The sequence below is a fragment of the Thauera sp. genome, assembly GCF_035444905.1.
In the GTDB taxonomy this organism is placed as follows: Bacteria; Pseudomonadota; Gammaproteobacteria; order Burkholderiales; family Rhodocyclaceae; genus Thauera.
Genome location: NZ_DAOMPS010000055.1, coordinates 1 through 26,172, shown reverse-complemented (window position 1 = coordinate 26,172; position 26,172 = coordinate 1). Strand labels below are relative to the sequence as shown.

Sequence of the window (26,172 nt, the reverse complement as noted above, 5' to 3'; positions counted from 1 at the left end):
TTCCCAGCCAAGCTGGAAACCGAAGGTGATGATGCAATTTTCAACACCCTGCTAGACCCCATCGTCAGAAGAAGGTCAGTCACGAGGAAGGTTTTGACTTTTCTTGTGATCGCGCTCGTATTCGGATTCGCTATCGACTTTGCGAACCGGCTCGATCCGCATGCCGCCGCCGCAATTCTCTGGTTGGAAAGCAATTCATCCGTGAAGGAGCAGGTGGGGGAGATCGGGGGGCACGCATCGTCAAGGTCCGTTACTTCGGCGCTCAAGCGGGACGCCGAGGAGTGGATCGTGAATACTTCTTCGTGGTGCGAGGTTCCAAAGGGCACGCGCAGATCGTGGTGCGTGCCGAAAGGGATGAGCAGGGTCTCTACATCTATCAAGTACGGGAGTGAGGAAGCAGGCCAACACCGCAGAATCAGTCGAGCGTCCGGCAAGGACCTTCGGCGAGCGCACCGGCCAGCCGCTGGAAGCCCTCGATGAGGGCATCGTCTCCCGGACCGCTCACGCTCGCGCGTATGCACTGCGGGACACCGATGCGGCCCACCGCGAAGGATTCTGCGGCCTTGACGACGACACCGTGCGTCTCGAGCTCGGCCGCCAGTTCGCTGGCTCGCCACGGCTCGGGCAAGGTAATCCAGTAGTGGTAGCAGCCCTCGTCGGTGCGTGCCTCCAGCCCCGTGAGCGTCGGCTCGACCAGCGCCTTGCGGCGGCTGATTTCGGCACGTTGATGGGTGCAGAGCCTTGCCGCGGTGCCGTCGAGGATCCAGCCGGCGCCGATCTCCGCCGTCAGGGGCGTCGCCATCCAGCAGGTCGTGCGCACCGCACTGGCGATCCGGCCGACGAGATGATCCGGCGCTGCAATGAACCCGACGCGCAACCCCGCCGACACTGCCTTCGTCAGGCTGCCGATGGTCACCGTGCGGGAGGGCGCGAATTGCGCCAGGCTCGGCAGGTGTGGCGCTACCAGCACGCCGTGCGCATCGTCCTCGATGATCAGCACGTTGTGCCGCAGACAGATATCCGCGATCGCCTGCCGGCGCGCCAGGTCCATGGTTCCGGTGGTCGGATTGTGGAGGGTCGGCGTGCAGTAGAGCGCATGCACCCGCTGCCGCGAACACGCCTCTTCCAGCGCCTCGGGCAGCAAGCCCTGCGCGTCCATCGCCAGGCCGTCCAGGCGAACACCGAGCCCTCGCGCGGCGGCCACGAGCCCGGGGTAGGTCAGGTGCTCGGAGACGATCAGCTCGTCCTTGCGCAGCGTCGCCATCATCGTGCATAGCAACGCGTGCTGGGCGCCGTTGCTGACCACGATATGGTCCGCAACCGCGTCGCGCCCGCTGAGCCCTATCCATTGCGCCCCGGCCTCGCGATGCCGCCCCAGACCGGTGTCGGGGAGATAGCTGCCGAGCTGCGTCAGCACTCGCCGGTCGCCGCCAAGGCGCAGCAACGCCTCGCCCAGAAGCGCCGACTCTTCCCCCGGGATGTGCATGTTGCGTGACAGGTCGATGAGGCCGGGCTTGCCGTCCGGCGCATTGTCGAATTCGTTCTTGTGCGTCCGCTCGCCAGGGGGCAAGACGTAGGTGCCGTCCCCGACGCGGGAGGTCACAAGGCCCTGTCGTTCGATCTCGGCATAGGCGCGACCGACCGTCCCCACCGTGACCGACAGGGCATCCGCAAGCACGCGCAGCGGCGGCAGCTTGGCGTCTGCTCGAAGGCGGCCGTCAAGAACGGCCTGCGCAAGCGCTTCGCCGATCACGCGGTAGCGCGGTCGCCCGTCGGGGACCGCCGAGCGCGCAATTGTCACCGCGTCAATATACTTGTTGACCCTCATATGTAAGGAAAATACGCTTTCGATCATGAATTCATGGTCGATTGTACTCGTATTGTTGGGGTGCATTCGGCAGCGATCGAACGGAGACGGACACCTCATGCCATCGAGCACCCGAATACCTGCAGCCGAAACCGGCCAGACTGCGCGCTCATCCGCGGTCGTCGTGGCCATCCTCTTCGCCATCGTCTGCCTCACCTGGGGGACGACCTGGCTCGGGATCAAGCTGGCCGTGGACACCGTGCCGCCTCTGCTGGCTGCGGGCCTGCGCTTCGTCATCGCGTTTCCGCTCTTGTACTTGATCGCGCGTGCGCAGCGTGCGCCGTTGCTGTTTCCCGAAGGGCAAGGCGGACTTTTCGTGCTGATCGTGATCCTTTACTTCGCGCTGCCGTACCTGCTGATCAATGCCGGCGAGCAGTACGTGAGTTCCGGGCTCGCCGCGCTTTTGTTCAGCACGATGCCGGTCTTCACCGTGATCTTCTCCGTCTTGATCCTGCGCGAACCGATCTGGGCGACGCAACTCGTCGGAATCGTCGGGGGCTTCTTCTCACTGGGCATGATCCTGCACGAGCAGGGCGTCGGCTTCGCCTACCGCAGCCTGTTCGGGGCCGCTGCCATCCTGCTGGCGGCACTGCTGCATGCGTATTGCTACGTCACCACCAAGAAGCGGGGCGCAGCGATCGGAATCGTCACCTTCAACACGCTGCCGATCGGGATTGCCGGCATCGCGCTCACCCTCGTCGGCGTCATCGTGGAGCGGCCGGATGTGTCGCAGTTCTCCGCGACCTCGCTGGGCGCTCTCGTCTATCTCGGCACGGTCGCGTCGGTCGGCGGCTTCCTGGCCTATTTCCACCTGCTCAAGCAACTGAGCCCGGTGGTGCTGTCGTTCGTGTTCCTGATCTTCCCGGTGATCGCGGTGATCCTGTCCGGCTGGCTGGAGCACCGGGGCGTGTCGCCGGCGTTCGCCGGATACTGCGTCGTGCTGATCGCGGCGTTCGCGCTGACGAAGCTGCAGATCGGTCGGCTATCCAGAGCGCGCGTATGACCCGACTTCACGAGTAGTCCGGTGCCCCGGTGGGCAAAGTGTCTGGCCGGAAGTCGCCGTCTGAAGGGCGTGGAGCCTAGCCGTTCGATTTAGGCGACGTTTGGCGCGATACGGCAACCTTTGAGCAAGAGCGACCCCCAGTAGAGCCAACCCAGGAAGAACATGGGAAAGAAAACGAGACCCTCCCATGCACTGCGAGTCATATAGCCAGGTAACAGTGCCGCGTTTGGTGGAGACTGCGGGTCATAGTAGACGCGCACGGAACTGCCGGGCGGGTAGCTGTCTGCTACGCGGCTTGCAACCTCGGATCGAAAACACTGTTCGACATCTGGCACCCGTGCGCTCGACTCGAATGCCTTGTCGCGCACCACGTATGTGTAGTGTATGACGGGTACGGAACAATACGTCCTTCCGCGGGTTTCGTGCTTGACGATGGTGCCCGTGACGTGTGGCCAATGCCTTGAGTCCAGCGTATCTCGGGCGCCTTGGATCGACTCCGCACCGTAGTACAGGACTGGAGCGCCGAGCAGCAGCCACACGGCAAGCAGCAATGAACGGGGTGGCGTTCTCGGCAAACCGGCGGACATCACATGTGCGCCCGAGGCGTAGCTGAATCGACAGCCGCCAGCGCCAACTCTGCCGCGGCGGCGGCATGAATCGCCGTGGTGTCGAACAACGGAACGCTCGCGTCCTGCTCGCCCACCAGCATAGAAATCTCGGTGCAGCCCAGGATGATGCCCTGCGCGCCGCGCTCGACCAGGCGCTGCATCACGTCGCGATAGGCCTGGCGCGAACGCTCCTCGATGCGCCCCAGACAGAGCTCCTCGTAGATCACCCGGTGCACGAGTTCGCGGTCGTCGGCCTCGGGTGTCAGCACGTCGATGCCGTGCCGCTCGACCAGGCGGCCACGGTAGAAATCCTGCTCCATCGTGAAGCGTGTGCCGAGCAAACCGATGCGCGACAAGCCGGCCTTGCGTATGGCGGCCGCGGTCGGGTCGGCAATGTGCAGCAGCGGGATCTTCACGGCCGACTCGATGGCAGGCGCCACCTTATGCATGGTGTTGGTAGACAGCACGACGAAATCCGCGCCGGCACGCTCGAGCGCCCGTGCAGCGTCGGCGAGCACGGCGCCGGCCGACTCCCAATCGCCACAATGCTGCAGGCGCTCGATTTCGGCGAAATCGACGCTGTAGAGCACGACCTTCGCCGAATGCAGCCCGCCGAGTCGGGCCTTCACGGCTTCATTGAGCTGACGATAGTAGGGAACAGTGGATTCCCAGCTCATGCCGCCGAGGAGACCGATGGTTTTCATGAACGTCGCGCGATAAGAATGAGGTTAGACCATGCCACGGGAATTGCTGCGTTCCCAACACGGACGGCGTCCTGACTAACTGGCTGATCACAACTCTTCGGTCCGCCGGGCAAGCAGGTCGCGCAAGGCAAGTTCCGGCCGCTGCGAATGCTCGCCGAGGCTTAGCGTACGCTTTTCTCTGTTTCGTGAGCTGGCCCCTATGACGGCCCTGTCACAGGATACAACGGCCCGATGTGTCCTGTGTCTCGCGCGGCGCCCGAAATCTGGAACGGGGCGACCACTGGTGGACTTGGCCGGGCCCGTCTCATCCGAAACGAGAGTACGTGAGGCTGCCAGGCCCCTATCCTCTAGGGGCTCGGCAAGGCGGTGGCGCCCGGCAAGCCCGCGGCCACCGCCTGCGCTCGAATGTTGCTGGCCGTTTTCGGGTCCTTTGTACGCAGCCGAGCGAACGCCAATGCAGCGCGCTGTGAGTCACCCGTCATTAGATTGGCTAAAGTTGCAATGCCCAGCGCAACAGGCAGTTCAGGCTGCCGAGCAAGGATTGTCTCGGCATACGCGCGGGCCTTCGCCGCATCACGGATGCCGAGGTAGGCCTGGGCGAGATAAAGCTGGGCGTCGAGCGCCTGCGGCGCGAGCGCTAGTGCCTTCTCAAGCGCGGGAATGGCACGGCCAACATCGCGGTTGCGCAAATGAGCATGGCCGAGGTTGATCCAAGCATTGGCGAGCTTTGGATCGTACAGCACGGCCTGCTCGAGGATCGACACGGCGGCGGCCGGCTGGCCACGCAACAGAAGGATGTAGGCCTTACTGCTGAGCGCATTGGCGTTGCGCGGGTCGCTTACAAGGGCCCGATCGAGGTAAGCCAGGGACTTGTCGAGGTCTCCGTTGCGGCCGTGGAGGCTGGCCAGATTGCCGAGCATGCGCGAGTGCCGGGGGTCGATGCGCTCGGCGCGCGCGTAGGCGTCCAGCGCTCCGTTGCGGTCACCGAGCTTGTCGAGGAGATCGCCGAGATCGGCCAGATCGTCGACCCCAGCCTTGCCCAGCGTATCGACGCGCCGATAGGCCGCGGCCGCGGTGCGCAGATCTTGAGCTGCCGTGCTGTGGATCGCCAAGGTGCGCCAGGCGCGTGGCTCTTCAGGCGCCAGCTCGGTCAATTGGCGGGCATCAGCCACTGCGCCCGCTGCGTTGCCACGCCGGGCACGCAGCGCTGCGCGCTCGAGGCGCGCTTCGAAGAGTGTCGGATCAAGCTCGAGCGCACGTTCTAACACCGTCGCGAGCTCGTCGTCACGCAGTGTTCGCGCCAGGGTCATACCGAGCTTTTCCCACCCTTCTGCAAAACCGGGGTCGGCGGCCACCGCCTTGCGGAAAGCGTCCTCGGCGGCGGCGTACCGCTGACGGTTGTAGTCGGTGATGCCGAGTGCGAGCCAAGTGGGCGCATCGGTCCTCGCGTCGCCACGGCCAGTGGCGAGTGCACGATGGGCCTCATCGGCGCGCCCCGCCTCGGCCAGGAGTCGGGCCAGTGCGTTGCGCGCCTCCTCGCTGTTCTGGTTAAGGTCGAGCGCGGTTTGGAAGGCGCGTTGCGCCGCGTCGGAGTCGCCGAGCGCACGGCGGATGCTGCCGAGCAGATTCCAATAGCCGTAAGAGAAAGGGTCGAAGGCGAGTGCGCGTTCGATGTTGGACAAAGCGGCTCGAGCATCGTCAGCCTTGAGCAGCCAGTGCGCACGCGCCGCGGCTACGCTCGCATCGCCGGGCTGGAGGGCCTCTGCGCGCGCCAGTGCCTGCTCGGCCTCGGCATGACGCCCGGTTTCATAAAGGGTAATGGCGAGGACGCGCCAGCTCTCCGCGGAGTGCTCATCGAGGCGGAGCGCCTCACGCAGTGCGGGCTCGGCGTCCTTCGGTCGTCCAAGACGGACTGTCGCGCGCGCGAGCTCCTGGTGTGCGCGTGCGGAGGTCGGCTGTGCAGAGATCCAACGGCGTGCATGGCTTTCGAGCTCCACCCACCGCGCCGCAGCGCCCAGGGCGACGGCATCGGCAATCCATTGCGGTTCCGCAGCGGGGACGTCGGACGGCGGCGGCGGAGCTACGCTGCGATCGGCGAGTTCGTTGATCCAGTCCGCCGGCAGCGCCAGGTTGAGGTTCTGGCCGGCACTGAACACACTGGTGGTCAAGCCCACCAGTCGGCCCTCGGCATCGAACAGCCCGCCGCCGCTGGAGCCCGGAGACTGTGCGGCGCTGCTGAGGATCAGCCGTTCGCCATCCACGGTCGGGAAGTGTGAGACCAGGCCGCTCGTCACCGCCAGGCCGAAGCCCAGGGGATTACCGACTGCATGCACGCGCTCACCCGGTAAGACGGTCGCCAGCGAGCGGATGCGCACCGACGGCGCCTGCAGTCCGTCGACCGCGAGCACGCACAGGTCACGGCTGCGATCGGCTTTGACCCAGCGTGCCGATAGCTCAGCGGCACCATGTTGTACCTTCAGCCGGTCCGCATCGCGGACGACATGGCAATTGGTCGCCACGTGCCCACGGCTGACCACCACGCCACTGCCTTGACCGCTAGCGGTCCCGCCATCGACTTCTGCGATGACCGTCACCACCGACGGTGCGACTCGGGTGAACACCGGCTGGGCGTCGTCGGCCGCAGCCGCCGGGGCAGCGGAACAGACCGCGAGGAGGAGCAACAGCGCTGGGGCCGGAACGTGACTCGGAATGCAGGCACAGCGTGTGGAAACGAGACGGAGTTTCATTGCGGGCGGGCCTCGTCGGGGTGGATGGTGGCGAGATAGGCGCGCTCGGCCATGGCGGCATCCAGGCTGCGTAGGTTGCCGTGTGCGCGGACGAGGTCGGCACGGCGGCCCGCTGCGCGGTACAGGATCATCAACGCATTCCACACCCGTGGCTGGCCTGGATCGAGTGCAAGCGAGCGCTCGAGCGCCTCAATTCCCTCGGGTGCCCTGGCTGCGAGCACTTGCGCATAGCCGAGCTGGCGCCAGATCCGCGGTTCGTTCGGATAAGCAACGGACAGATCGCGGTTAATCCGGATCGCTTCATCGAGATGGCCTCCATCCTTCAGTGCGACCGCCAGCCAGTAGCGATGGTCGGGATCGTCCGGAGCGATCCGTACCGCCTCGCGCATTGCAGCGATAGCCTCGGGGAAGCGTTCCAGCACGAAGAGCGCTTTGCCGAGCTCGGTCCACGCACGGGCCGGCTCGGACGGCCCCTTCGCCAGGCTGGCACGGAACAGCTCGCTCGCCGCCTGTGGCCGACCCAGCAGCGCAGCGGTTGCGCCGCGCCAGAACAAGCCGTCGGCGCTGTCGGCAAGCTCTGACGGGAAGCGGGCGAGCAGCTTGTGGGCACGCGTACCATCCTGCGCGAACAGGAGCGCTTCCACCAGGCGCCAGCGCAGTTCTGGCCGTGAGGGGTAGAGGCGAACCAACCTGCTCCATCCTTCCGCGGCTACTCGATGGTCGCCGCGCTGGCCGGCAAGCGAGATCAAACCCAGATGGGCGGACATTTCCCACGGATCGAGCGCAAGCGCCTTGCGGTAGGCCGTTTCTGCCTCGCTGACGCCACCACTACCATGGTGTGCCTGGCCGAGCAGCGACCACGCTGCGGCGCTTTCGGGACGGGTTCCGACGAGCGCGGCGGCTGCTTCCCGCGCCTCGGCGAAGCGCTGCTGACGAAGCAGGGCTCCGGCTACACCAAGCTCAGCCACCGTCATGCTACCCGCCCGAAGTACCGCATGGCGCCAAGCAGCCTCCTCGCCGACGAAGTCACCTTGCATGCTGGCTGCAACCGCTCGCCAAGTCCAGCCGTCAGCATCCTCCGGGTAAAGCCGCGTCCATTCCATAGCCAGGCGGACGAGCGCTTCGCCGTCCCCTACACGCGCCAGCCGCGGCGCACGGTCGCGCAACGACTGGAGCGCCGTATCAGTGTCGTGGCGCGCTTCAATCATGCTTGCCCAGGCCGCCGGCATAGCGAAATTCACGTTCTGGCCTTCGCGCTGGCGATAGTCGATGACGCCGAGCAACCGGCCCTGCTCGTCGAGCAGCGCCCCACCTTCAGAACCAGGAGAGACCGGCGCGGAGAACTGCAGCAACTCGCCGCGCTCGCCGCCACCGAGTCCCGAGATCACGCCTTCAGTCAAACCAACGCCGAAGCCGAGCGCATCGGAAAGCGCGTAAATCCGTGATCCAACGCGGGGCTGTGCGCCCGCTGGCGCTACAGCCAAACTCCGCGCATTCGCAGACGCGCTCAGCAGGCAAAGGTTACGCCCGCGATCCCGCGCAATCACGCGGGCGTCGACCGTCCGCCCACCTGCTTCGGCGAGGCGGATCGCATCGCTGCCGTCGAGCGGGCTACACAAGGTCACGAAGCGCTCCGTGGCGACCGCAATCGCGCTGACGGTGCCGATGGGCGCGCCTTCGGCATCGAACGTCCGTACCGTCAGCACGCCGTCGCGGACGGCCGTGAACAGCACGCTGGGAGCTAGAGAGCTCGCATGACTAGAGACAGCCACTACGAGCGCCAGAGCAGCCAGCAAGACAATGCGCAACATATGGGAGCTCCTGAAATTGCGGCCCGGCTCTCGAGCGCGATGTGACGAAACAGCGTGGACTCCGATTCGGAGAGCATGACAAGTGCAGGTGACGGAATATCGCACAATAATGAAGGGGACATGAAGCGGGACACGTCCCGGGAGATTGCCAGCTGCCGACCAGGATCGGACTGGTGAGCAGACCGTTTAGGGGATAGGTGCGTCGTGATCAGGCAAATTGAACCCTTTTGTCTAACGGCTGGATGCCACCCCCAGCAACGGCGCGGTTTCGAGCCCGTCCTTCTTGCCGTACTTTGGACAAAACGAACATGGGGGAGCTGACCGTCTGGCAGCAACCCAAGTGGAGCGGTCGTTCGAGCGGCAACTCTACCTGCGGACAGGACGGCAGGTCATGGCCGATAGTGTGAGTTGATGAAAAGAGTAAGCGATCATCCCGCTCGGATAACTGCGTGCCGACTTTGATGACCGCAGTGGCCCTCCCGCCAGAATCCGGTTGATGCGCTCCCCGTCCAGCGCCATCTTGCTTGCCGCTCTTCAGAACTCGCGGGAGCCAGAAAGGCCGACCCAACCGCCTCCGTCAACGCCCGCACCTCGCCCAGCGCGCCGAGCGCCTGGTCGACGGCATTGTGGTTTCCCCACACCACGTCGCCCCATTCGCCGCCGGCGACGCGCGACTCGATGTCGCCGCGGCAAAGGCCAAGCTCGCGCTGAACGTAAGAGCCATACGTCCGGCACGCGACCGGGCGCTGGGCGTAGACCGGGCAGGCGCCTTCCATCTCTTCCAGCATCGGGCACACCACCGGCCGCGAGTGCAGGATCGTGCCGGCGTGTTCGACGCTCGCGCGACCGCAGGACGCGATCGAGCGCGTCATCGATCGCCACCGCGTGGTGCGCCGACTCATCGACAACGGCTGGCTGCACCTGTGGCGTTTCGAGGGCCCGGCGCTGCGGCAGTATGCCGGCGGCGGCTGGCAGCCGGTGGCGTGTGGGCAAGCTTGAGCTCAGGCGCGCTCCGGCGTGAGCCGGGTGAAGGTGGTGAGGACGAAGGCCTGCGCATCGGGCGCGTAGTCCCAACGCTCGATGATGCAGTCCCCGCGCCCCGCGTCCTCGCCCGGCGAACCTGCGTGGCGCCCGCCGCTCCCCCCGCCCCAGCGCACGATATTCACGGAATTGGGACCCCCGGGCCGGGTGCGCGCGGACACGGCGGTGCCGGCCTGGACCACCCAGAGCCGGCGCGCCAGGCCGGCTGGCGCCAGCGTGTAGGGCAGGTGGATGTGTCCGCCGAGCACGAGGTCCGCCCCGGCTGCGGACCACGCCCGCAGGGCCGCATGGTGGCCGCGCAACAGGTGCCTGCGGTCCTCCGGCCGGCACACGGCCGCCGGCTGATGCACCACCACCACGCGCAGCTGCGGCGGTCGGGCCTTGCGGAGCACGGCGGCCACGCGATCGATCTGCAGCGGGGACACTTCGCCGTTCTTGTGCCGCCAGGCGCGCGTGGTGTTGACCCCGACCACCAGCAGGTCCCGCGAGGCATGAACGGGCTCGAGCTCGGTCCCGAACGCGCTGGCGTAGCGCGCGTAGGGCCGTGTCGCGCGCGCCCACAGATCGAAGAGCGCAATGTCGTGGTTGCCCGGCACGGCCAGAACCGGCGCGCCCAGGCGGTCGACGAAGGCCTTCGCGGCGCGGAACTGGGCAGGCCGCGCCCTTTGCGTGATGTCTCCCGACAGCACCGCGAGCGCGGGCCGCTCGCGGGCAGCCAGCGCGAGGAGGGCCTCGACCACCTGCGCGCGTTCGGTGCCGAAGTGGGTGTCGGAGAGATGCAGCAGGACGCTCATGGGACCGTCCGGGGCGCGGGGGTCCTGTCCGTGGCGTCATCGCGTCGGAGCAGGTACAGGGGCGTGTCGAGCACGCGGATGTCGATCGGCGTGCGCATGCGCGTCACCTCGCCGTCGCAGGCCACGACCACCTTGCGGTGTCCCGGCGCCAGTGTGGGCCTCACCACCATGTGCGTGAATTCGAAGCTCTCCACCCCGGCGGCCTCCCTGAGCCGGCCCATCGCCCCGTGCACCATCAGCCCCAGCAGCGCCAGCGTCCCGATCGGCCGCAGCACCAGCGCGGCGAGGCTGCCGTCGCCGGGCCTTCCCGGGACGGTGTCTTCCGGTTCAGCCCCGAACTGCTGCAGCTGGAGCGGGTTATTGCCCACGAACAGCGTCAGTGTCTGCACGTCGCGCACCGTGGCGCCCGTCTCGATGTGCAGGCGCAGCCGGCGCTGCGCGCGCAGCAGCGTTGCGACGGCCGCCACGAACGCCACCCAGCGGCTGCGGCCGAAGCGTGCCTTGAAGGCCTCGCGGTCCTGCAGCAGGTCCGGGTAGAGGCCGAGGCTGGCATTGACCAGAAAAACCCGGTCGTTGATCGAAGCCACCTTTACCGGCGTGGGACGCCCATCCAGCAGTTGGCGTGCGGCAGCGAGCGGCTCGGTGGGGATGCCGTGCGCGCGCGCGAAGTAGTTGAAGGTGCCGTAGGGGATGACGCCCATGGCGCAACCGGCGGCGTGCGCCGCGCGCGCCACCGTGCTCAGGCTGCCGTCGCCGCCGACCGCCACCACCGCCGTGTTGCGCGCCAGCGCCGCCGCCGCGGCCTCGGCGGCCACGCCTGGCAGTTCGTCGGGCTTGCACACCCGCAGCTCGCCCTTCCGCCCACGCGCGGCGAGGGCCGATTCGATCACTGCGCGCTTGGCGTCGACGTCCTGCGCGCCCGCAGCGGCGTTGATCACGAACAGCAGCGGCGACGCAGCATCGAGCCGGGGCGCAGGGATCGAGGCGGACGGCGCGAAGGCCTCTCCGGGGGGCCGGGGCTGCAGGTCTTCAGGCACGCCGCACCCGCGTGGAACTGTGAAACTTCATCGGGAGTCCGAATGAGCAAGACGGCAACAAGTCTAGCGCTTGCCGATCGACCTGGGCTTCGGTGCAGGATCGGCAAGCGCGCTATCGGGATGATCGTGAGAGACGAGAACAGCCAGCCATCTTCCGGGGCAGAATCCATGAACGACAAACGCCGGGCGACCGTCGAACGGATCGCCGGGGCACAGCTCGCATCGATGAACGGCACGATGGGCGATGCCCTCGGCCAGAGCAACCGCCAGCGCGTCGTGTGGCTGGGCCTGCTGGCGATGCCGCTGCTCTTTCCAGTTGCGCTCCCCGGCATGGCCTCGGCGGTGGGCGCCCTCAGCCTGCTGATCGCCTTCGGCGTGTTGGTCGGTCAGCCCCTCCCCTTGCCGGGCTGGCTTGCCCGGCGCGAGATGAACGGCCGCGCCCGGGCCTTGCTGGAACGCATGCTCGGCCGCGTCGTGAATGTGATCGCCTTGTGGGGGCGACCGCGCCTGCTGCCCCTGAGCGACCGGCCGGCCCGCGTTCTCAACGGGATGATGCTGTCGGCGGCCGGGCTGTCGATGATGGTTCCGGTACCGATCATCAGCTTCGACAACGTGCTGCCGGCGCTGGCCATCGTGCTGATGTCCTGGGGGCTGCGTCTGCGCGACGGCCTGATGTTGCTCGGCGGCTACCTGGTCACGCTGGCCGCGGCGGCCTCGGTGCTGCTGCTGTGGTGGGGCGGCGCCTCTGCCGCAGCCGAATTGCTGTCGTTGATCGGGCTGGCGCCCGGGCAGTGAGCGTGTACGGGCCGGGGGCGGGCGGTCGTCCACCTGACGACGAAAGGGCAGCCTCGCTATGAACATCCACTTTGCCGCCCGAATGCCTACGGTCAGCGCCTTCGCCATCCTCGGCGCCGTGTCGCCATCAGACCTTGCTGAAGCATCAAGGCCATGAAGGTGGCGACCCCCAGGCCAAGCGACGCACCGATCATGAGGGGATCGGGCAACTCGAAGCCGAACAGACGCCGGACAGGTTCCCACAAGAGAACGGCCGACAACAGGGCGAGTATCGTCAGCACCATGCCCCACAAGGCGCGGTTGCGGGTCTGGAATGCAGCCCTGAAACGGCCGTGAAGCGATCGGTTCGCCAGGATCAGCGCGATGTTCGACGCGATCAAGGCGATGAAGGCCGACGCGCGCGCCGCATCGTCCGACGTGCCCTTGTGCAGGAGCCAGGCATAGAAGCCGCCGACCAGCAACAGGACGACACAGCCTTGCAGCAGGCTCTGGGCAATCATGGACATCGAGAACAGCGGTGCGGACGGGTCGCGCGGGGCGCGCGCCATCAGGTCGGGTTCCTCGTCCTCCGCCTCGAAGACGATCGAGCAGACCGGGTCGATGATGATCTCGAGGAAGGCGATGTGCATCGGCGTGAATACCAGCGGCCAGCCCATCAGCATCGGGATCAGCGTCAACCCGGCGATGGGGACGTGCACTGCGAACACGAAGCGCATCGCCTTGAGCAGGTTGTCGTAGATCCTGCGTCCCAGCCGCACCGCCTCGACCAGCGTGCCGAAGTCGTCGTCGAGCAGCACCAGCGCCGAGGCCTCGCGTGCCACATCCGTGCCACGACCACCCATGGCGATGCCGATGTGTGCGGCCTTGAGCGATGGGGCATCGTTGACGCCGTCGCCGGTCATGGCAACGACCTCGCCGTTGGCCTTGAGCGCCTGCACGATGCGCAGCTTCTGCTGCGGAGCGACGCGGGCGAACACCGTCGTCGTGCCCACGGCACGTCTCAGGGCGGCATCATCGAGGGCCGCGACCTCGTCACCGAGAAGCACGCCGGCTTGGCCATCGAGGCCGGCCTGGCGCGCGATGGCGCGTGCCGTACCGGGATGATCGCCGGTGATCATGAGCACCCGGATGCCCGCACGGCGGCAGTCCTCTACCGCTCGTGGAACCGTGTCACGCAGCGGGTCGGCCAGTGCGACGAGGCCGAGCAGGCGGAAATCGAAGCCATGCGGCGTGGCCGGCCAGGCCTCGCCCGCAAAGCCGGCCGAGGCCACCGCCAGCACGCGCATGCCCTGGTCGGCGAGACCGCCGGCCACCTCGAGCACCTGCGCGCGCAGGGCGTCGGGCAACCTGCACAGGCCGGCGACGCTCTCGGGAGCACCCTTGGCGGCGACGGCGTGCTCGGGGCCGCTATCGAGCTCCCAGACGTGGGTCATGACCGGCAACGCTGGGCTTAAGCCGTACTCGTGGACAAGGCGGCGTGACGGCGCCTGATCGGCCAGGAACGTCGCCGCCAGGGCGTGGAACGCCCGTTCCATGGGGTCGAAGGCCTCCTGCTCACAGGCCAGCACGCCGTGCCGCAGCAAGGCCGCGAAACGCGCGTCGAGCGCGCCGTCGCCGGCACGCCAGCGCGTGGGGCCGTTCGCGGTGAAGCACACCAGGGTCTCGATCCGCATCTGGTTGCGCGTGAGCGTGCCGGTCTTGTCGGTGCACAGCACGGTTGCCGCCCCCAGCGCCTCGATGGTCGCGGCACGGCGGGTGAGCACGCGATGCTGCGACAGGCGCCAGGCCCCCATGGCCATGAACACGGTCAGGATGAGCAGGAACTCCTGCGGCAGCATCGACATCGCCATCGTGATGCCGGCCAGCGTCGCGCCCAGCCAGTCGCCCCGGCTCCAGGCGAAAAGCACCCCGACGACGAGGCTCACCAGCAGCCCAAGCACGGAAAACCAGCGCACGAGCTGCCGCGTCTGCCGGTGCAGTGGCGTCGACTCGGTCTCGGTCGCGCCCAGCACGGCGCCGATGCGTCCGATCTCGCTGTGCGCGCCGGTCGCGGTGACCTCGGCGACGGCCCGCCCGGCAACCACCATGGTCCCGGCGTAAACGTGGCTCGATGGTGCCGGCGCTGGCTCGTCCCCGGCCGCTGCAGCCTTGGCCACCGGAAGCGACTCGCCGCTCAGCAGCGACTCATCGACGGCGAGATCGTTGGCCGCGATCAGGCGCGCGTCGGCGGGGACCCGGTCGCCCTCGGTGAGCTCGATGAGATCGCCGCGCACCAGTTCGGCCCCGGCCACCCGCCGCGGAACGCCGTCCCGCCACACCATCGCGCGCGGGCTGGTCATGTCGCGCAAGGCCTCGATGACGCGTTCGGTCCGGCGTTCCTGCACCAGCGTGATCGCGACGATGACGGCGAGGAAGACGAGCAGCACGCTGGCTTCGGCCAGATCGCCGAGGACGAAGTAGATCGCGACCGCCGCGGCAAGCAGCTGGTGCATCGGCTCACGCGCAAGCTCGCGCAGGATGTGCCAAGCCGTCCGGCGTGGCGGGCGGGGTAGTTCATTGGGGCCGTCGTGGGCGAGCTGACGTGCCGCCCGCTCGGCGCTGAGCCCGCTGCGTGAGCCACGACTGTCAAGCTTCATCGACGCCACCCGGCTGTTCAGCTTCCCTTCATGTTGACCGGCTTAGATTGCACTTGCGCTCCGGATCGGAGCGCATCAATTCGACAGACAGGAGCGCAATCATGAACCGCATTCTCGCACTCGCCGCCGCGGCACTGGTTTCAACTTCAGCCCTCGCCGGCCCCACCTGCACCGCGCCCAAGGACAAGTGGATGAAGGAGGCTGACTTCAAGGCCCAGGTCGAGGCACAGGGCTACAAGATCAAGACCTTCAAGGTCACCAAGAACAACTGCTACGAGATCTACGGCTTCGACAAGGACGGCAAGAAGGTGGAGATCTACTTCGACCCCCAGACCGGCGCCGAACTCGAGCGCAAGTGAGCATCAACGGCCGGAGGGCGGCGCGCTCGGGCGCGGCCGCCCTCATGCATCGAGGAGCCCCCGCCATGCACCTGCCCGATTCCGACCTTGCCGAACGGGTCTGGGACCCCTTCGTGCGCGTCTTCCACTGGAGTCTGGTGAGCTGCGTCGTGCTCAACTTCTTCGTCATAGACGACGGGGAGACAGCGCACCAGCTCATCGGCTACATCGCCTCCGGCCTCGTCCTCGCCCGGGTGATCTGGGGCTTCGTCGGCAGCGCACACGCGCGCTTCGCTGACTTCTTCCCCACCCCGGCCAGGCTGCGTGCCCACCTGGCGGCGCTGCGGGGCGGACAGCACACCTTCCATCGCGGCCACAGCCCCCTGGGAGCGCTGATGATGCTCACCCTGATGGCGCTGGTGCTGGGGCTGGGCGTGAGCGGCTTCCTGCAGACCACGGACGCGTTCTGGGGCGACGAGCGGGTGCAGAACATCCACGAACGGCTGGCGTCGATCCTGATTGCACTTGCGGGGCTCCACGCCGCGGTGGCCATCGTCATTAGCCGGCTGGAGCGAGTGAACCTGATCGCGGCGATGATCACCGGCGTCAAACGCAGGCCCGCCGACCCGTCGCAGCAGGGTTGAGCGCGCGGCGGCGGCCAAGCCCACCCGGACTCATCGGCTCATCCTGCACGCCGCTTGCCCAGGCGGATGTCGGCGCGCACCGCCAGCGCGAGGCTCACGCTCACAGCCCAGGCCAGCCACAGGGTCCACAGCGTGTGCGACAGGAAATGCGCGCCCTGCAGCATGCGCGCCGTGCCGAGGATGGCGCCGGCGAGCAGGCCGAGTATGAGCGCGCGACGTGCCGTGCGCTGACCGGCCGGCCGCAGCGCCACCGCCCACACGATCCACAGGAAGCCGGTGGACGCGTGGCCAGCGGGAAAGCACTGCCCGGCCTTGATCCCCGCCGGGGCCGGATCGAACAAGCCGAGATAAGGCGCATAGCCGCCGAATTCGACCAGGTCCCAGGGGCAGTAGCGTGCGGTCAGCATCTTGACGCCCGCGGTGGCGAGCGGGATCACCGCCATGCCGAGCGCGGCGAGGAGCGCATTGCGCGGCGGCAGCCAGCTCAGCCGGGCCTTCCAGCCCTGCCAGCACAGGTAGAGGCTCGCCGCCACCAGCACGTAGGTCACCTGTTTTGCCGCCTTATGCATCACGGCTTCGAGGAACCAGCTGCGGCGCAGGGGGAAGAGGCCGAGCTCGGCATCGAACAGCGTGTGCGTCAGCAGGCGGTCCAGATCCGTGCCGTCGAAGATGGCGTAAAGGAGCACGGCGCTGATCCCCAGCAGTGCGGACTGGGCCAGCAGCCAGCGGCGCGACGCCTCGAGCGCAGGCAGGGCCATCGGCGTGGCGAGTTCGCGTGTCGACATGGGTTCAGCTCCTGCAGGGCGCGCTCAGATCCAGCGCGTCGTCGCGCACCGCGGTGCTGACATCGAGCAGGCCCAGCACGGTATGAAAGAGGTTGTCGTGTGCAACGGACCTGGCCGCCTGCGTGCTCAGACAAACGGGATCGATCCGGTTGCGGGCGGCGAAGCCCGACGACAGCCACATCACCATCGGCACCCGGGTCTGCTCGGCGGGGGCGATCGCGTATGGCAGGCCGTGCAGGTAGAGGCCGTTCTCGCCGAGCGACTCGCCGTGGTCGGAGACGTAGAGCAGCGCGGTGTCGTAGCGCGGCTCGAGCTCCTTCAGCAGGTCGATGCTGCGCGCGAGCACGTGGTCGGTGTACAGCAAGGCGTTGTCGTAGCTGTTGGCGATCTGCTCGCGGCTGCACTTCGACAGGTCCTCGTCGTCGCAGGTCGGCGTGAAGCGGCGGAAGGCCGCCGGGTAGCGGCGGAAGTAGGCTGGCCCGTGGTTGCCGAGCTGATGCAGCACGAGCACGAGATTGCCATTGGCGTCGCGCAGCAGGCCGCGGCTACTCTCGAGCAGGGCCTCGTCGAGGCAGCGCTCGCCATCGCACAGCTCGGGCAGGGCCGCCGGATCGGGGCGCATCGTCTCGACGCCGGCGCACACGCCCTTGCAGCCCGACTGGTTGTCGTTCCACACCACGCGCAGACCGGCGCGCTGCAAGGTGTCGAGCAGCGATTCGCTGCCGCGGATGGCGTCCTCGTCGTAGTGGCGCCGGCCCTGCAGCGAGAACATGCAGGGCACCGACACTTCGGTGTTGGTCCCGCAACTGCTCACGGACGGAAAGTTGATGACGGCGCGGCGAGCGAGCTCGGGCGTGGTGTCGCGGGAAGGCGCCTGCCCTGCCCCATTGTTCAAACCCCAGTTGGCCGCACGCGCGGTCTCGCCGACGACGATCACGAACAGCGCGGGCTTCTGCGCCGTGGCCCAGTTCGCGCCCAGGCGGGCATCGGTGCCAATCGGCTGTCGCGGCAGATTGGCGGCCTGGGCGTCACGGCTGAGCACGCGGGTGAAGGACCACAGCGGCGCGGCCGGCGTGATCAGGTAGCGCAGTTCCTTGTGGTTGCGCATCTGCCCCGAAAAATCCTTGAACACGCTACCTAGCGCGCCTGCGCCCACGATCAGCGCGAGCACGACGGCGACGCCACGGATCGCCAGTGCACGCTTCAGCGTGCGCTGGCGCAGGTGGGCGCGCTGCAGCACGAAGAGCGGCGGCAGGGCCAGCGCGGCGACCTGCAGGAGCAAGCCCGGGGTGAGCAGCTCGCGCGCTTCGGCGATGTCGGTGCGCAACACGTTGCGCAGCATGCTCGGATCGAAGTAAACGCCGAACTGGCCGGCGTAGTAGCTCGCCACCGCGGCGACCACGACCACGGCGCCCAGCAGCGGTTTGGTCGTCCGCCGGTTGAGCAGCGGCGCGAGGAGCACGACGTTGAGCGCCGTGAGCGCCACGCCGATCGCGAGCAGGTAGACCGCGGCGCCGCCCTCGCTGCCGCGGCTGGCGATCAGCGCGCGCCAGAACGGGATGTTGCAGAACAGGGTGAAGTAGGCGCCGATTCCGAGCAGCAGCGTCTCGGTCGAGAGCTCCGGGCGCCAGCGCCGAGCGGCATGCCAGGTCGACGCGAGCGCGCCCGCGCCACGGGCGGGCTCGCTGGTGGCCGATGTGAGGGAGGGAACGAAGGATAGATGCTGTTCGGGCATGATCGCGCGGAGCCGGGGAGGATCCACGCAATCTAATGATCCGCGTGTGAGGGAAGCGTGAGGCGGGTGTGAGGAAAGTGTGAAGGCGTGCGGACCGCGCTCAGCGCCCGGCGCCGAAATCGATCGTCAGGCAGGCCCCGCCCTCAGGCCGGTTGACGGCAACCACCGCCCAACCGCACGCGCTGCAGATGTGCTGCACCAGCGCCAGGCCGAGGCCGTGGCCCGGCTTGCTGCCGCCTCGCCGGAAGCGCTCGAAGCTGTGCATCGGGTCTTCGCTGCCGAAGCCGGGCCCGCGGTCGCAGATGGCCAGTTGGCTGCCCTCCAGCACCACTTCGATCGCACGCCCTTCGCCATGGCGCACGGCGTTGTCGAGCAGGTTGTGCAGCACCAGCGCCAGCAAGCCGGGGTCGGCGGTGATCTCGGCCTGCGGATCGATGCGGATGTCCACCGCCTCCACCCTTGCGCCGGCGGCCTGCAGGCGCGCCCAGGCGTCGCTCACCGCCGCGCTCAGGTTGACCGGCTCGACCGCCTGCGGGCGGGCCTCGCGCGCGAGCAGCAGCAGGCTGTTGGCGAGCGCGGCGGTGCGGTCGGTGGTGGCGATGATGCGCTGGGCACGGCGACGGGCCTTGTCGGACAGCGCGACCTCGGTCAGCAGCATTTCGGCATCGCTGCGGATGCCCGCCAGCGGGGTGCGCAGCTCGTGCGACAGGTTGGCGTTGAAGTCGCGTTCGCGCGCGAGCGCGGCGGCCTGGCGCGCCTCGGCCCGGTCCAGCGCGCGCGCCACGGCGAGGAGCTCGTCCTCGAGTCCGGCATGGGCGAAGGGTGTGCCGTCGCGCTCGCCCTCGACGCGCTCGGCCAGCGTCTCCAGCCCGCGCGTGAGCCGGGCGGCGATCGCATGGACGAGGATGAAGGACAAGGCGGTCAGCACCAGGCCACCGATGACCACCGCGGTGACCACGGCCGACTCGCGCGCACGGTGCTCCGATTCGTCATAGACGAGGACGTAGCGCTGGCCGTCGGCCTCGCGCACGGCAACGTGCAGTTCTCGCCCGGCGAACCAGAACTCGTGATTGCCCACGGGCAGGCCGGCCAGCTCCGCGCTCAGCCCTTGCGGCAGGCCCTCCCCGGGCGCAAAGCGGTAGAGCGCCATGTTGGGCGTCTGCGGGCCGACCAGGGTGCCGAGCTGGCGACTGTGCTCGATGCTGTAGTGCACCTGCTCATCGAGCGTGCCCGCGATGAACTCTTCTTCCATCTCTTCGTTGAGCCGCACCAGCGCGAGCGACTGCGCGACGATCAGCACGAGCAGCATCGCCGTGACCGACAGCGCGATGCGAAGGCGCAGTCCGCCCGGCATCCAGCGCCGCCCGCCGCGTTGCGAGGCGCCCTCAGCGGCTGACGAGCTTGTAGCCGAGGCCATGGACATTCACCACTTGGGCCGACGCATCCTCGCCGAGGGCACGACGCAGGGCGTGCAGCACGCTGCGCAGGTTGTCGCTGCTGTCCTGCTCGTGGCCCCACACGGCGATCTCGAGCTCGCGGCGGGAGAACACGCGCTCGGGCTGCGACAACAGCTCGGCGACGAGGCGCAGGGCCTTGGGCGGCAGCGTGACGGGCTGGCCATTGAGGCGCAGCGCCTGTGTGGCGGCGTTGTAGCTGAGCGCGCCATGCTGCAGCAGCGGATCGGCCGGCCGGACGGCCTTGCGCCGCGCCAGCGCCAGCAGGCGCACCTCGAGCTCCTGCAGGGCGAAGGGCTTGACCAGGTAGTCGTCCCCACCGGCCTCGAAGCCGAGCAGTTTGTCCTCCAGGGCGTCGCGCGCAGTCAGTACCAGGATCGGCGTCGCACACCCCTCGGTGCGCAGCCGGCGTGCGAGCGCAAGGCCGTCGCCGTCGGGCAGGTTGCGGTCGAGGACGAGGACATCGACCCGGGTGCGCGCGAGCAAGGCCGAGGCCGCCGCGATCGAGTCGGCGTAGTCGCACTGGTGGCCGCGCGCCTCGAGGTAGTCGTAGATGTTCTCGGCGATGGTGCGGTCGTCTTCGATGATGAGCAGGTGCATCAGGGTGCGTTGCTGGGTTGGGCGTCGGTGATGATCAGCCCTGCTCGGTCGCTGCGCCCGGCGCGTCGGTCGAGGGAATCGGCTCCAGATGGACAACGAGACGGGTGCCGGTGCGCACTTGCACCGCGCGCTCGAGCGCATCGGCCACGTCATGGGCTTCGGCCACGGTCCACTCCCCGGGCACGCAGAGCTCGACATGCGCAAAATGCATCGCGCCGGCCGCCCGGGTCCGCAGCTTGCTATGGAAGCAGCCCGGCGGCGAGGCCTCGCTGAGGGTACGCTCGATCACTTTCACCTCGGCGTCGGGCAGCGCGCGATCCATGAGGCCGTCGACCGAGCGCCGCATCAGTTCCCAGCCCTCGCGCAGGATGTTGAGCGCCACCGCGCCGGCGACGACGGCGTCGAGCCAGATCCAGCCCGTGACGACGGCCAGGCCAACGCCGCAAACCACGCCGGCGGTGGTCCACACGTCCGCCATCAGGTGGCGCGCATCGGCTTCGAGCGCGATCGAGCGGTGCGCGCGACCGACCTCGAGCAGGACGCGCGCGACCAGGAAGTTGATCAGGCTCGCGCCGACGGAGAGCAAGGTGCCCAGCCCCAGCGCGCCAATGGGCTGGGGATTGAGCAGACGCTCGCCCGCGGTCAGGAGGATGATCAGCGCGGCGATGAAGATCAGCCCGCCTTCGAAGGCGGCAGAAAAATACTCGGCCTTGCCGTGACCGTACTGGTGCTCGTCGTCGGCGGGCTGGCGGGCATAGGACACCATCCACAAGGCGAAGCCGGCGCCGGCCAGATTGACCACCGATTCGAGCGCGTCGGACAGGTAGCCGATCGATCCGGTGAGCCACCAGGCTCCGGTCTTCATCGCGATCGTGATCAGCGCTGCGGCGAGCGAGAGCAGCAGGGCCTGGCGAGGGGTGACTGATTTCATCGGTTCAGGGGGCGGTCGGTCGGGGCTGGCTCATCCCGGGGTGTCCAGCGCCGATTGTAGAGCGCTTGATCGGCCCTGGCGCGCGGCAATTGCCGTACGCCGTGCTTGGGTCTGGCCGGAGCATGCCGCAGCAATCCTTAACCGGAGCTTAAGCGCCACCCCAGAACCCGGGTGGCATGGTTCTCGCGTACGTTTGCTTAATGACAAGGCGGGCCGACGCCGTGTCGCCGATACTCGGCACACGTCGTCCGGTGACGCGGCCCCGGCCACCGTCATCGGCGGCGGGACCTTGAAACGAATGGAGTCGACGATGAGACCGATCCAGTTTGCGTATGCGGCGCTCCTGCTGCTGCTCACTCTGCTGTGGTGGCTGGCGGACCCGCTGCTGCCGAACGGGTATGAATACTTCGCCCTGCGCACGGTGGCGATCAACTACACCGGGGTAATCGGCATCGGCGTGATGAGCGTGGGCATGATCCTGGCGCTGCGCCCGGTGCGGCTGGAGCCCCTGCTCGACGGGCTGGACAAGACCTATCGCCTGCACAAGTGGCTGGGGATCACCGGCCTGCTCTTCTCGGTCATCCACTGGTTGTGGGCGCAGGGCACCAAATGGGCGGTAGGCTGGGGCTGGCTGGCCAAGCCCGAGCGCGTGCCCGGCCCGCCGCTGACCGACCCGGTGGAGATCTTCTTTCGCGCACAGCGTGGTCTGGCGGAGTCGGTCGGCGAATGGGCCTTCTACGCAGCCGTGGTGCTGATCGTGCTGGCGCTTGCCAAGCGCTTTCCCTACCGGCTGTTCTTCAAGACCCACCGTCTGCTCGCCCTCGCCTACCTCGCGCTGGTCTTCCACTCGGTGCTGCTGACGCCCTTCGCCTACTGGTCGCAGCCGATGGGTATCGTGCTCGCCGTGCTGATGGCCGGTGGCAGCGTGGCGGCCGTGGTCTCGCTGGCCGGCCGCGTCGGCCATCGGCGCAAGGCGGTGGGCGAGATCGAGGAGTTGGTGAACTTCCCCGACAACCGCGTGCTCAAGGTGGCGATCCGCTTCAAGGACCGCTGGCCCGGACACGAGGCAGGCCAGTTCGCCTTCGTGACCTTCTCGACGGACGAAGGTGCGCATCCCTTCACCATCTCGTCGGGCTGGCAAGGGGACGGCCGGCTGTTCTTCCTGATCAAGGGCATCGGTGACTACACCGCCCGCCTGCCCGAGTTGCTGCACGTCGGCGACCTCGTCACCGTCGAGGGCCCTTATGGTCGGTTCGAATTCTCCAGCGGCAAGCGCCGCCAGATCTGGGTCGGCGGCGGTATCGGCATCACGCCCTTCATCGCCCGCATGAAGGCGCTGGCGGTGGCGTCCGACGGGCGCGAGGTGGATCTCTTCTACAGCACCGCCGAACCCGACCCGGACTTCATCGCCCGTCTGCGGCGCGATGCGCAGGCGGCGGGAGTGAGGCTGCATGTGCTGGTGAGTGCGCGGGACGGCCGGTTGGACGTGGCGCGCATCTGCGACACGGTGCCGGCTTGGGCCGAGGCGGACGTCTGGTTCTGCGGGCCGGGCGGCTTCGGCCAGGCCCTGCGCGAGGGCTTCGTCGCCAAGGGGCTGGCGCCGAAGGACTTCCATCAGGAGTTGTTCGACATGCGCTGAGCAGCGCGCACCGGGGCGGGTCTGTGCCGACCGTCCCCCCCAATTGTTCTCGCCTCACGCACCACTGGCGTTCAGGTTCGATTCATTCGCGCACTTGCACACTGGGCATCAGATTCCGGACGAATGGCATCCACGATGCCGCTCCGGACGAGTCATCCGCCCCGATCAAGGAACGAACATGAACCGCAAACTGCACGCAATCGTGCTCCTGTGCTGCCTCGGCGCGAGCACCGGAGTATTCGCCGCCCCGCCCGCTGCCCTCATCGATCGCTATGCCGCCGAGGCGCGCGCCGCTGACCCCACCTTCACCGGCTTCTCCGTCGAACGTGGCGAAACCCTGCATCGCACCCGCTACGGCCTCGGCAAGCCCGACACGCCCGCCTGCACGTCGTGCCATGGCGACGATACGCGTGGCCCCGGCAAGACCCGCACCGGGAAGGCCATCGAGCCGATGGCAGCCTCGGTGGTGGCCACGCGCTACAGCGACCCGGCCAAGGTCGAGAAATGGTTCAAGCGCAACTGCACCGAGGTACTCGGCCGCGAGTGCTCCCCGCGCGAGAAGGGCGACTGGCTCGCCTGGATGGCGAACCAGTAGATGACGACACCGGAGACACATCATGAAAGCTTCTGCCCTTCGCCCGCTTGCCCTGGGTGTCGTCGCGCTCGCCGTGACCGTACTGCTTTTCAGCCGCGCCCAGGCCGGCGATGACGATTACTACCCGCCCATCACCGACCCGCTCACGCTGCAGGAATGCGCAAGCTGTCACATTGGCTTTCCGCCGTCGATGCTGCCGGCCGCATCGTGGCAACGCATGATGGGTGGGCTCGAGAGTCACTTCGGTGACGACGCCAGCCTCGATACCGACACCGCTGCCGCGATCACTCGCTATCTGGTCGGTCACGCCGGCGATGCCCCCGGTCAGGCCAACAAGCTGCTGCGCGGCCTGCGCCCTGGCGATGCACCGCTTCGGATCACCGAATTGCCGAAGTGGGTCAGGGAACACGACGAGGTGCCGGCTGCCGAGTGGTCCCGAAAGGATGTCGGCAGCAAGGCGAACTGCACCGCCTGTCACATCGATGCGGAAAAGGGCTATTTCGAGGACGACTGAGGAGCGTGATCGTGAAACGGTTCCTTACTGCCTTCATGGCCTTGATCACACTGGCCTGGGCTTGGCAACTGTTCTCGGCAACGGGCGCCATGGCCCCCGCGCCCGCCAACGCATGGGTGGTGCGCGAGCATGCACTCACCTTGACTGGCCTGTGGTCCTTCGCGCTGATGTCGCTGGCGATGGTGCTCGCCACCCGGCCGGCCTGGCTGGAGCGCCCCTTCGGCGGCATGGACCGCATCTTCAGTGTGCACAAATGGGCCGGCATCCTCGCGATCGGATTTGCTGCGCTGCACTGGCTGGTCGAGATGTCGGACGACGTCATCAAGACGCTGTGGGGGCGTGAGGGCCGCCTGCCCAAGGATCATGGCAGCGGTGTCCTCGAGGCCATGCGCGATGTTGCCGAGGAGCTCGGCGAGTTCGCGATTTACGCGCTGCTGGCGATGCTGGTGCTGACGCTGTGGAAGCGCTTCCCGTTCGGGATCTGGCGTTACCTGCACAAGGTGATGCCGTTCCTGTACCTCGCGCTGGCCTTCCATGCCGCCTTCCTCGCGCCGCTCGACTATTGGACACAGCCGGTGGGGCTGATGCTGGCCGTGCTGATTGCGGCGGGCTCGTTCGCCAGCGTGCTGGCCCTGGCTGGCCGAATCGGTCAAGGCCGTCGCGTCGGAGGGGTGGTGGAGTCGGTGTGCGAGCCCGGTGCGGGTGTCACCGAGGTCACCTGTCGACTGGACGCGGGTTGGCGGGGGCATCGCCCCGGCCAGTTCGCCTTTGCCACCTTCGACCGTTTCGAGGGCGCCCATCCCTTCACGATCGCCAGTGCGGACCGTGGCGACCGCCGCATCACCTTCGAGATCAAGGCGCTGGGTGACTACACCCGGGGACTCGCGCACCGCGTCCAAGCGGGTCAGTCGGTGCAGGTCGAAGGGCCTTACGGTCGCTTCAACCTGCCGACCGGACCCGGAGCACGGGATCAGGTGTGGATTGCCGGCGGCATCGGTGTGACACCGTTCCTCGCCTGGCTGGAAGCCTTGCAGACAACGCCGGACCAGGCGCCCGAGGCAGACCTCTACTACTGCGTACGCGACCGCGATTCGGATCCATTCGTCGCCCGCCTCGAGGCCTTGTGCGCGCCACTGCCTTCGCTGCGCCTGCAGGTGATCAGCAGCGCGCGCAACGAGCGCCTGAGCGCAGCCGCGCTCGGCAATCGCACGCGGGCGGGCGCAGTGACCGAGGTCTGGTTCTGTGGCCCGCAGGGCCTGGCCGACTCACTGCGCAAGGGACTTGGGAAGATGGCTGCGGCTCGTTTCCGCTTTCACCAGGAGGCGTTCGAAATGCGATGACCAAGCAGGAGCGGTCGCCCAAGCTGTCGCCGATGGAACATTTCCATCCCCGCTTCGTTTCAGTGTTCAGGACGGCACAGCCGCCCGCTTCCACCTGACAACGAAAGGACACCATCGCCATGAAGTTTCACTCTGCAGCCCGAATGCTTACGGTCAGCACCTTCGCCATCCTCGGCACCGTGTTGGCGACCGTCCCGGCCACGGCCGCCGACAGCCACCGGCACGATGCCCACACGGCCGTCCTCAAGCTCGATGATGGCGCGCGCTGGCAGACCGACGCCGCGCTGCGCACCGGCATGGAGGCGATTCGCGGCGCCGTGGCGCACGCCCTGCCCGAGGTGCATGCCGGTCGTTTCAGCAACGCGCAGTACCAGGCCCTGGGCGACACCGTCGAGCAACAGGTCGGCTGAGCGGCATGCACCAAGCGCTACACCCCGGCTCGAGCGCCGACAGGACACTCAAGACGAAGCCTTCAAGCCTCCGCCTCGCGCTGCTGTTGTCGGTCGCGCTCAATCTGGGCGTGATCGGCGCAGTCATGCTCGACCACCTGCGCC

At 67.7% G+C, this 26,172-nt stretch carries 25 protein-coding genes; 10 read left to right on the top strand and 15 right to left on the bottom strand.

Annotated elements, in window-relative coordinates; translation table 11 throughout:
* Positions 1-266, bottom strand: a 266-nt coding sequence (locus tag PLC66_RS18660; protein ID WP_324543297.1) for a hypothetical protein, incomplete at its 3' end; no start/stop codon positions are given.
* Positions 267-415: 149 nt separating this feature from the next.
* On the bottom strand, positions 416-1,999 hold the full coding sequence (locus PLC66_RS18655) for an aminotransferase-like domain-containing protein (RefSeq protein WP_324543295.1): 1,584 nt from the start codon (positions 1,997-1,999) through the stop codon (positions 416-418).
* On the opposite strand from PLC66_RS18655, the gene PLC66_RS18650 reads away from it, so the two are divergent.
* Positions 1,992-2,870, top strand: coding sequence for a DMT family transporter (locus PLC66_RS18650; RefSeq protein ID WP_004265648.1), 879 nt, complete (start codon positions 1,992-1,994; stop codon positions 2,868-2,870). The genes PLC66_RS18655 and PLC66_RS18650 overlap by 8 nt on opposite strands.
* A gap of 89 nt (positions 2,871-2,959) precedes the next feature.
* On the opposite strand, the gene PLC66_RS22955 is transcribed toward PLC66_RS18650, so the two are convergent.
* From PLC66_RS22955 to PLC66_RS18630, 5 genes are all read right to left on the bottom strand, one after another.
* Positions 2,960-3,457 (bottom strand): DUF3592 domain-containing protein, encoded by a 498-nt coding sequence (locus PLC66_RS22955; RefSeq protein ID WP_083854660.1) that lies wholly within the window; start codon positions 3,455-3,457, stop codon positions 2,960-2,962.
* The gene (locus PLC66_RS18645; RefSeq protein WP_004265650.1) at positions 3,457-4,182 is read right to left on the bottom strand and encodes an aspartate/glutamate racemase family protein; all 726 of its coding nucleotides are present in this window, start codon (positions 4,180-4,182) and stop codon (positions 3,457-3,459) included. Before PLC66_RS18645 ends, PLC66_RS22955 begins: the two co-directional genes overlap by 1 nt.
* Positions 4,183-4,529: 347 nt before the next feature.
* The gene (locus PLC66_RS18640) at positions 4,530-6,929 is read right to left on the bottom strand and encodes a tetratricopeptide repeat protein (protein WP_324543289.1); all 2,400 of its coding nucleotides are present in this window, start codon (positions 6,927-6,929) and stop codon (positions 4,530-4,532) included.
* Complete coding sequence (locus tag PLC66_RS18635) at positions 6,926-8,740, bottom strand: tetratricopeptide repeat protein (RefSeq protein ID WP_324543287.1); 1,815 nt, start codon at positions 8,738-8,740, stop codon at positions 6,926-6,928. Before PLC66_RS18635 ends, PLC66_RS18640 begins: the two co-directional genes overlap by 4 nt.
* Before the next feature lie 428 nt (positions 8,741-9,168).
* Positions 9,169-9,528 carry a hypothetical protein gene (locus PLC66_RS18630; RefSeq protein WP_324543285.1) on the bottom strand — a complete coding sequence of 120 codons (360 nt, stop codon included), beginning with the start codon at positions 9,526-9,528 and terminating at the stop codon, positions 9,169-9,171.
* Between the two features lie 31 nt (positions 9,529-9,559).
* Here PLC66_RS18630 and PLC66_RS18625 point away from each other — a divergent pair, with 31 nt between their 5' ends.
* Positions 9,560-9,739 (top strand): hypothetical protein, encoded by a 180-nt coding sequence (locus PLC66_RS18625; protein WP_324543283.1) that lies wholly within the window; start codon positions 9,560-9,562, stop codon positions 9,737-9,739.
* A 2-nt stretch (positions 9,740-9,741) separates the two neighbouring features.
* Here PLC66_RS18625 and PLC66_RS18620 read toward each other — a convergent pair whose 3' ends face one another.
* A complete protein-coding gene (locus PLC66_RS18620; protein ID WP_324543281.1) occupies positions 9,742-10,575 on the bottom strand; it encodes a metallophosphoesterase family protein in 834 nt (277 codons plus the stop codon).
* A complete protein-coding gene (locus PLC66_RS18615; protein WP_324543279.1) occupies positions 10,572-11,612 on the bottom strand; it encodes a diacylglycerol/lipid kinase family protein in 1,041 nt (346 codons plus the stop codon). Before PLC66_RS18615 ends, PLC66_RS18620 begins: the two co-directional genes overlap by 4 nt.
* A 168-nt stretch (positions 11,613-11,780) precedes the next feature.
* Between PLC66_RS18615 and PLC66_RS18610 the strand changes: the two genes are divergently transcribed.
* Positions 11,781-12,407 (top strand): exopolysaccharide biosynthesis protein, encoded by a 627-nt coding sequence (locus tag PLC66_RS18610; RefSeq protein ID WP_324543277.1) that lies wholly within the window; start codon positions 11,781-11,783, stop codon positions 12,405-12,407.
* 92 nt (positions 12,408-12,499) lie between these two features.
* Here PLC66_RS18610 and PLC66_RS18605 read toward each other — a convergent pair whose 3' ends face one another.
* On the bottom strand, positions 12,500-15,043 hold the full coding sequence (locus PLC66_RS18605; RefSeq protein WP_324543275.1) for a cation-translocating P-type ATPase: 2,544 nt from the start codon (positions 15,041-15,043) through the stop codon (positions 12,500-12,502).
* Positions 15,044-15,144: 101 nt separating this feature from the next.
* Between PLC66_RS18605 and PLC66_RS18600 the strand changes: the two genes are divergently transcribed.
* Positions 15,145-15,402: a PepSY domain-containing protein gene (locus PLC66_RS18600; RefSeq protein ID WP_324543272.1), complete on the top strand. Its 258-nt coding sequence runs from the start codon at positions 15,145-15,147 to the stop codon at positions 15,400-15,402.
* A 44-nt stretch (positions 15,403-15,446) separates the two neighbouring features.
* On the top strand, positions 15,447-16,025 hold the full coding sequence (locus PLC66_RS18595) for a cytochrome b/b6 domain-containing protein (RefSeq protein ID WP_324543270.1): 579 nt from the start codon (positions 15,447-15,449) through the stop codon (positions 16,023-16,025).
* 38 nt (positions 16,026-16,063) lie between these two features.
* On the opposite strand, the gene PLC66_RS18590 is transcribed toward PLC66_RS18595, so the two are convergent.
* From PLC66_RS18590 to PLC66_RS18570, 5 genes are all read right to left on the bottom strand, one after another.
* On the bottom strand, positions 16,064-16,810 hold the full coding sequence (locus tag PLC66_RS18590) for a phosphatase PAP2 family protein (protein ID WP_324543268.1): 747 nt from the start codon (positions 16,808-16,810) through the stop codon (positions 16,064-16,066).
* Positions 16,811-16,814: 4 nt separating this feature from the next.
* Positions 16,815-18,545 carry a phosphoethanolamine transferase gene (locus PLC66_RS18585; RefSeq protein ID WP_324543266.1) on the bottom strand — a complete coding sequence of 577 codons (1,731 nt, stop codon included), beginning with the start codon at positions 18,543-18,545 and terminating at the stop codon, positions 16,815-16,817.
* A 100-nt stretch (positions 18,546-18,645) separates the two neighbouring features.
* The gene (locus tag PLC66_RS18580; RefSeq protein WP_324543264.1) at positions 18,646-19,962 is read right to left on the bottom strand and encodes a sensor histidine kinase; all 1,317 of its coding nucleotides are present in this window, start codon (positions 19,960-19,962) and stop codon (positions 18,646-18,648) included.
* Positions 19,931-20,599: a response regulator transcription factor gene (locus PLC66_RS18575; protein WP_324543262.1), complete on the bottom strand. Its 669-nt coding sequence runs from the start codon at positions 20,597-20,599 to the stop codon at positions 19,931-19,933. The genes PLC66_RS18580 and PLC66_RS18575 overlap by 32 nt, the downstream gene beginning before the upstream one ends.
* A 34-nt stretch (positions 20,600-20,633) precedes the next feature.
* Positions 20,634-21,530, bottom strand: a complete 897-nt coding sequence (locus tag PLC66_RS18570) for a cation diffusion facilitator family transporter (protein WP_324543260.1) — start codon at positions 21,528-21,530, stop codon at positions 20,634-20,636.
* A gap of 310 nt (positions 21,531-21,840) precedes the next feature.
* On the opposite strand from PLC66_RS18570, the gene PLC66_RS18565 reads away from it, so the two are divergent.
* The 5 genes from PLC66_RS18565 (at position 21,841) to PLC66_RS18545 (ending at position 26,028) form a co-directional block, all read left to right on the top strand.
* Positions 21,841-23,169 carry a ferredoxin reductase family protein gene (locus tag PLC66_RS18565; RefSeq protein WP_324543258.1) on the top strand — a complete coding sequence of 443 codons (1,329 nt, stop codon included), beginning with the start codon at positions 21,841-21,843 and terminating at the stop codon, positions 23,167-23,169.
* 178 nt (positions 23,170-23,347) lie between these two features.
* Positions 23,348-23,764, top strand: coding sequence for a DUF1924 domain-containing protein (locus PLC66_RS18560; RefSeq protein WP_324543256.1), 417 nt, complete (start codon positions 23,348-23,350; stop codon positions 23,762-23,764).
* A 22-nt stretch (positions 23,765-23,786) separates the two neighbouring features.
* The gene (locus tag PLC66_RS18555) at positions 23,787-24,278 is read left to right on the top strand and encodes a diheme cytochrome c (RefSeq protein ID WP_324543254.1); all 492 of its coding nucleotides are present in this window, start codon (positions 23,787-23,789) and stop codon (positions 24,276-24,278) included.
* Positions 24,279-24,289: 11 nt separating this feature from the next.
* Positions 24,290-25,618 carry a ferredoxin reductase family protein gene (locus tag PLC66_RS18550; protein WP_324543252.1) on the top strand — a complete coding sequence of 443 codons (1,329 nt, stop codon included), beginning with the start codon at positions 24,290-24,292 and terminating at the stop codon, positions 25,616-25,618.
* Between the two features lie 119 nt (positions 25,619-25,737).
* Positions 25,738-26,028, top strand: a complete 291-nt coding sequence (locus tag PLC66_RS18545) for a hypothetical protein (RefSeq protein WP_324543250.1) — start codon at positions 25,738-25,740, stop codon at positions 26,026-26,028.
* Positions 26,029-26,172 lie beyond the last annotated feature (144 nt).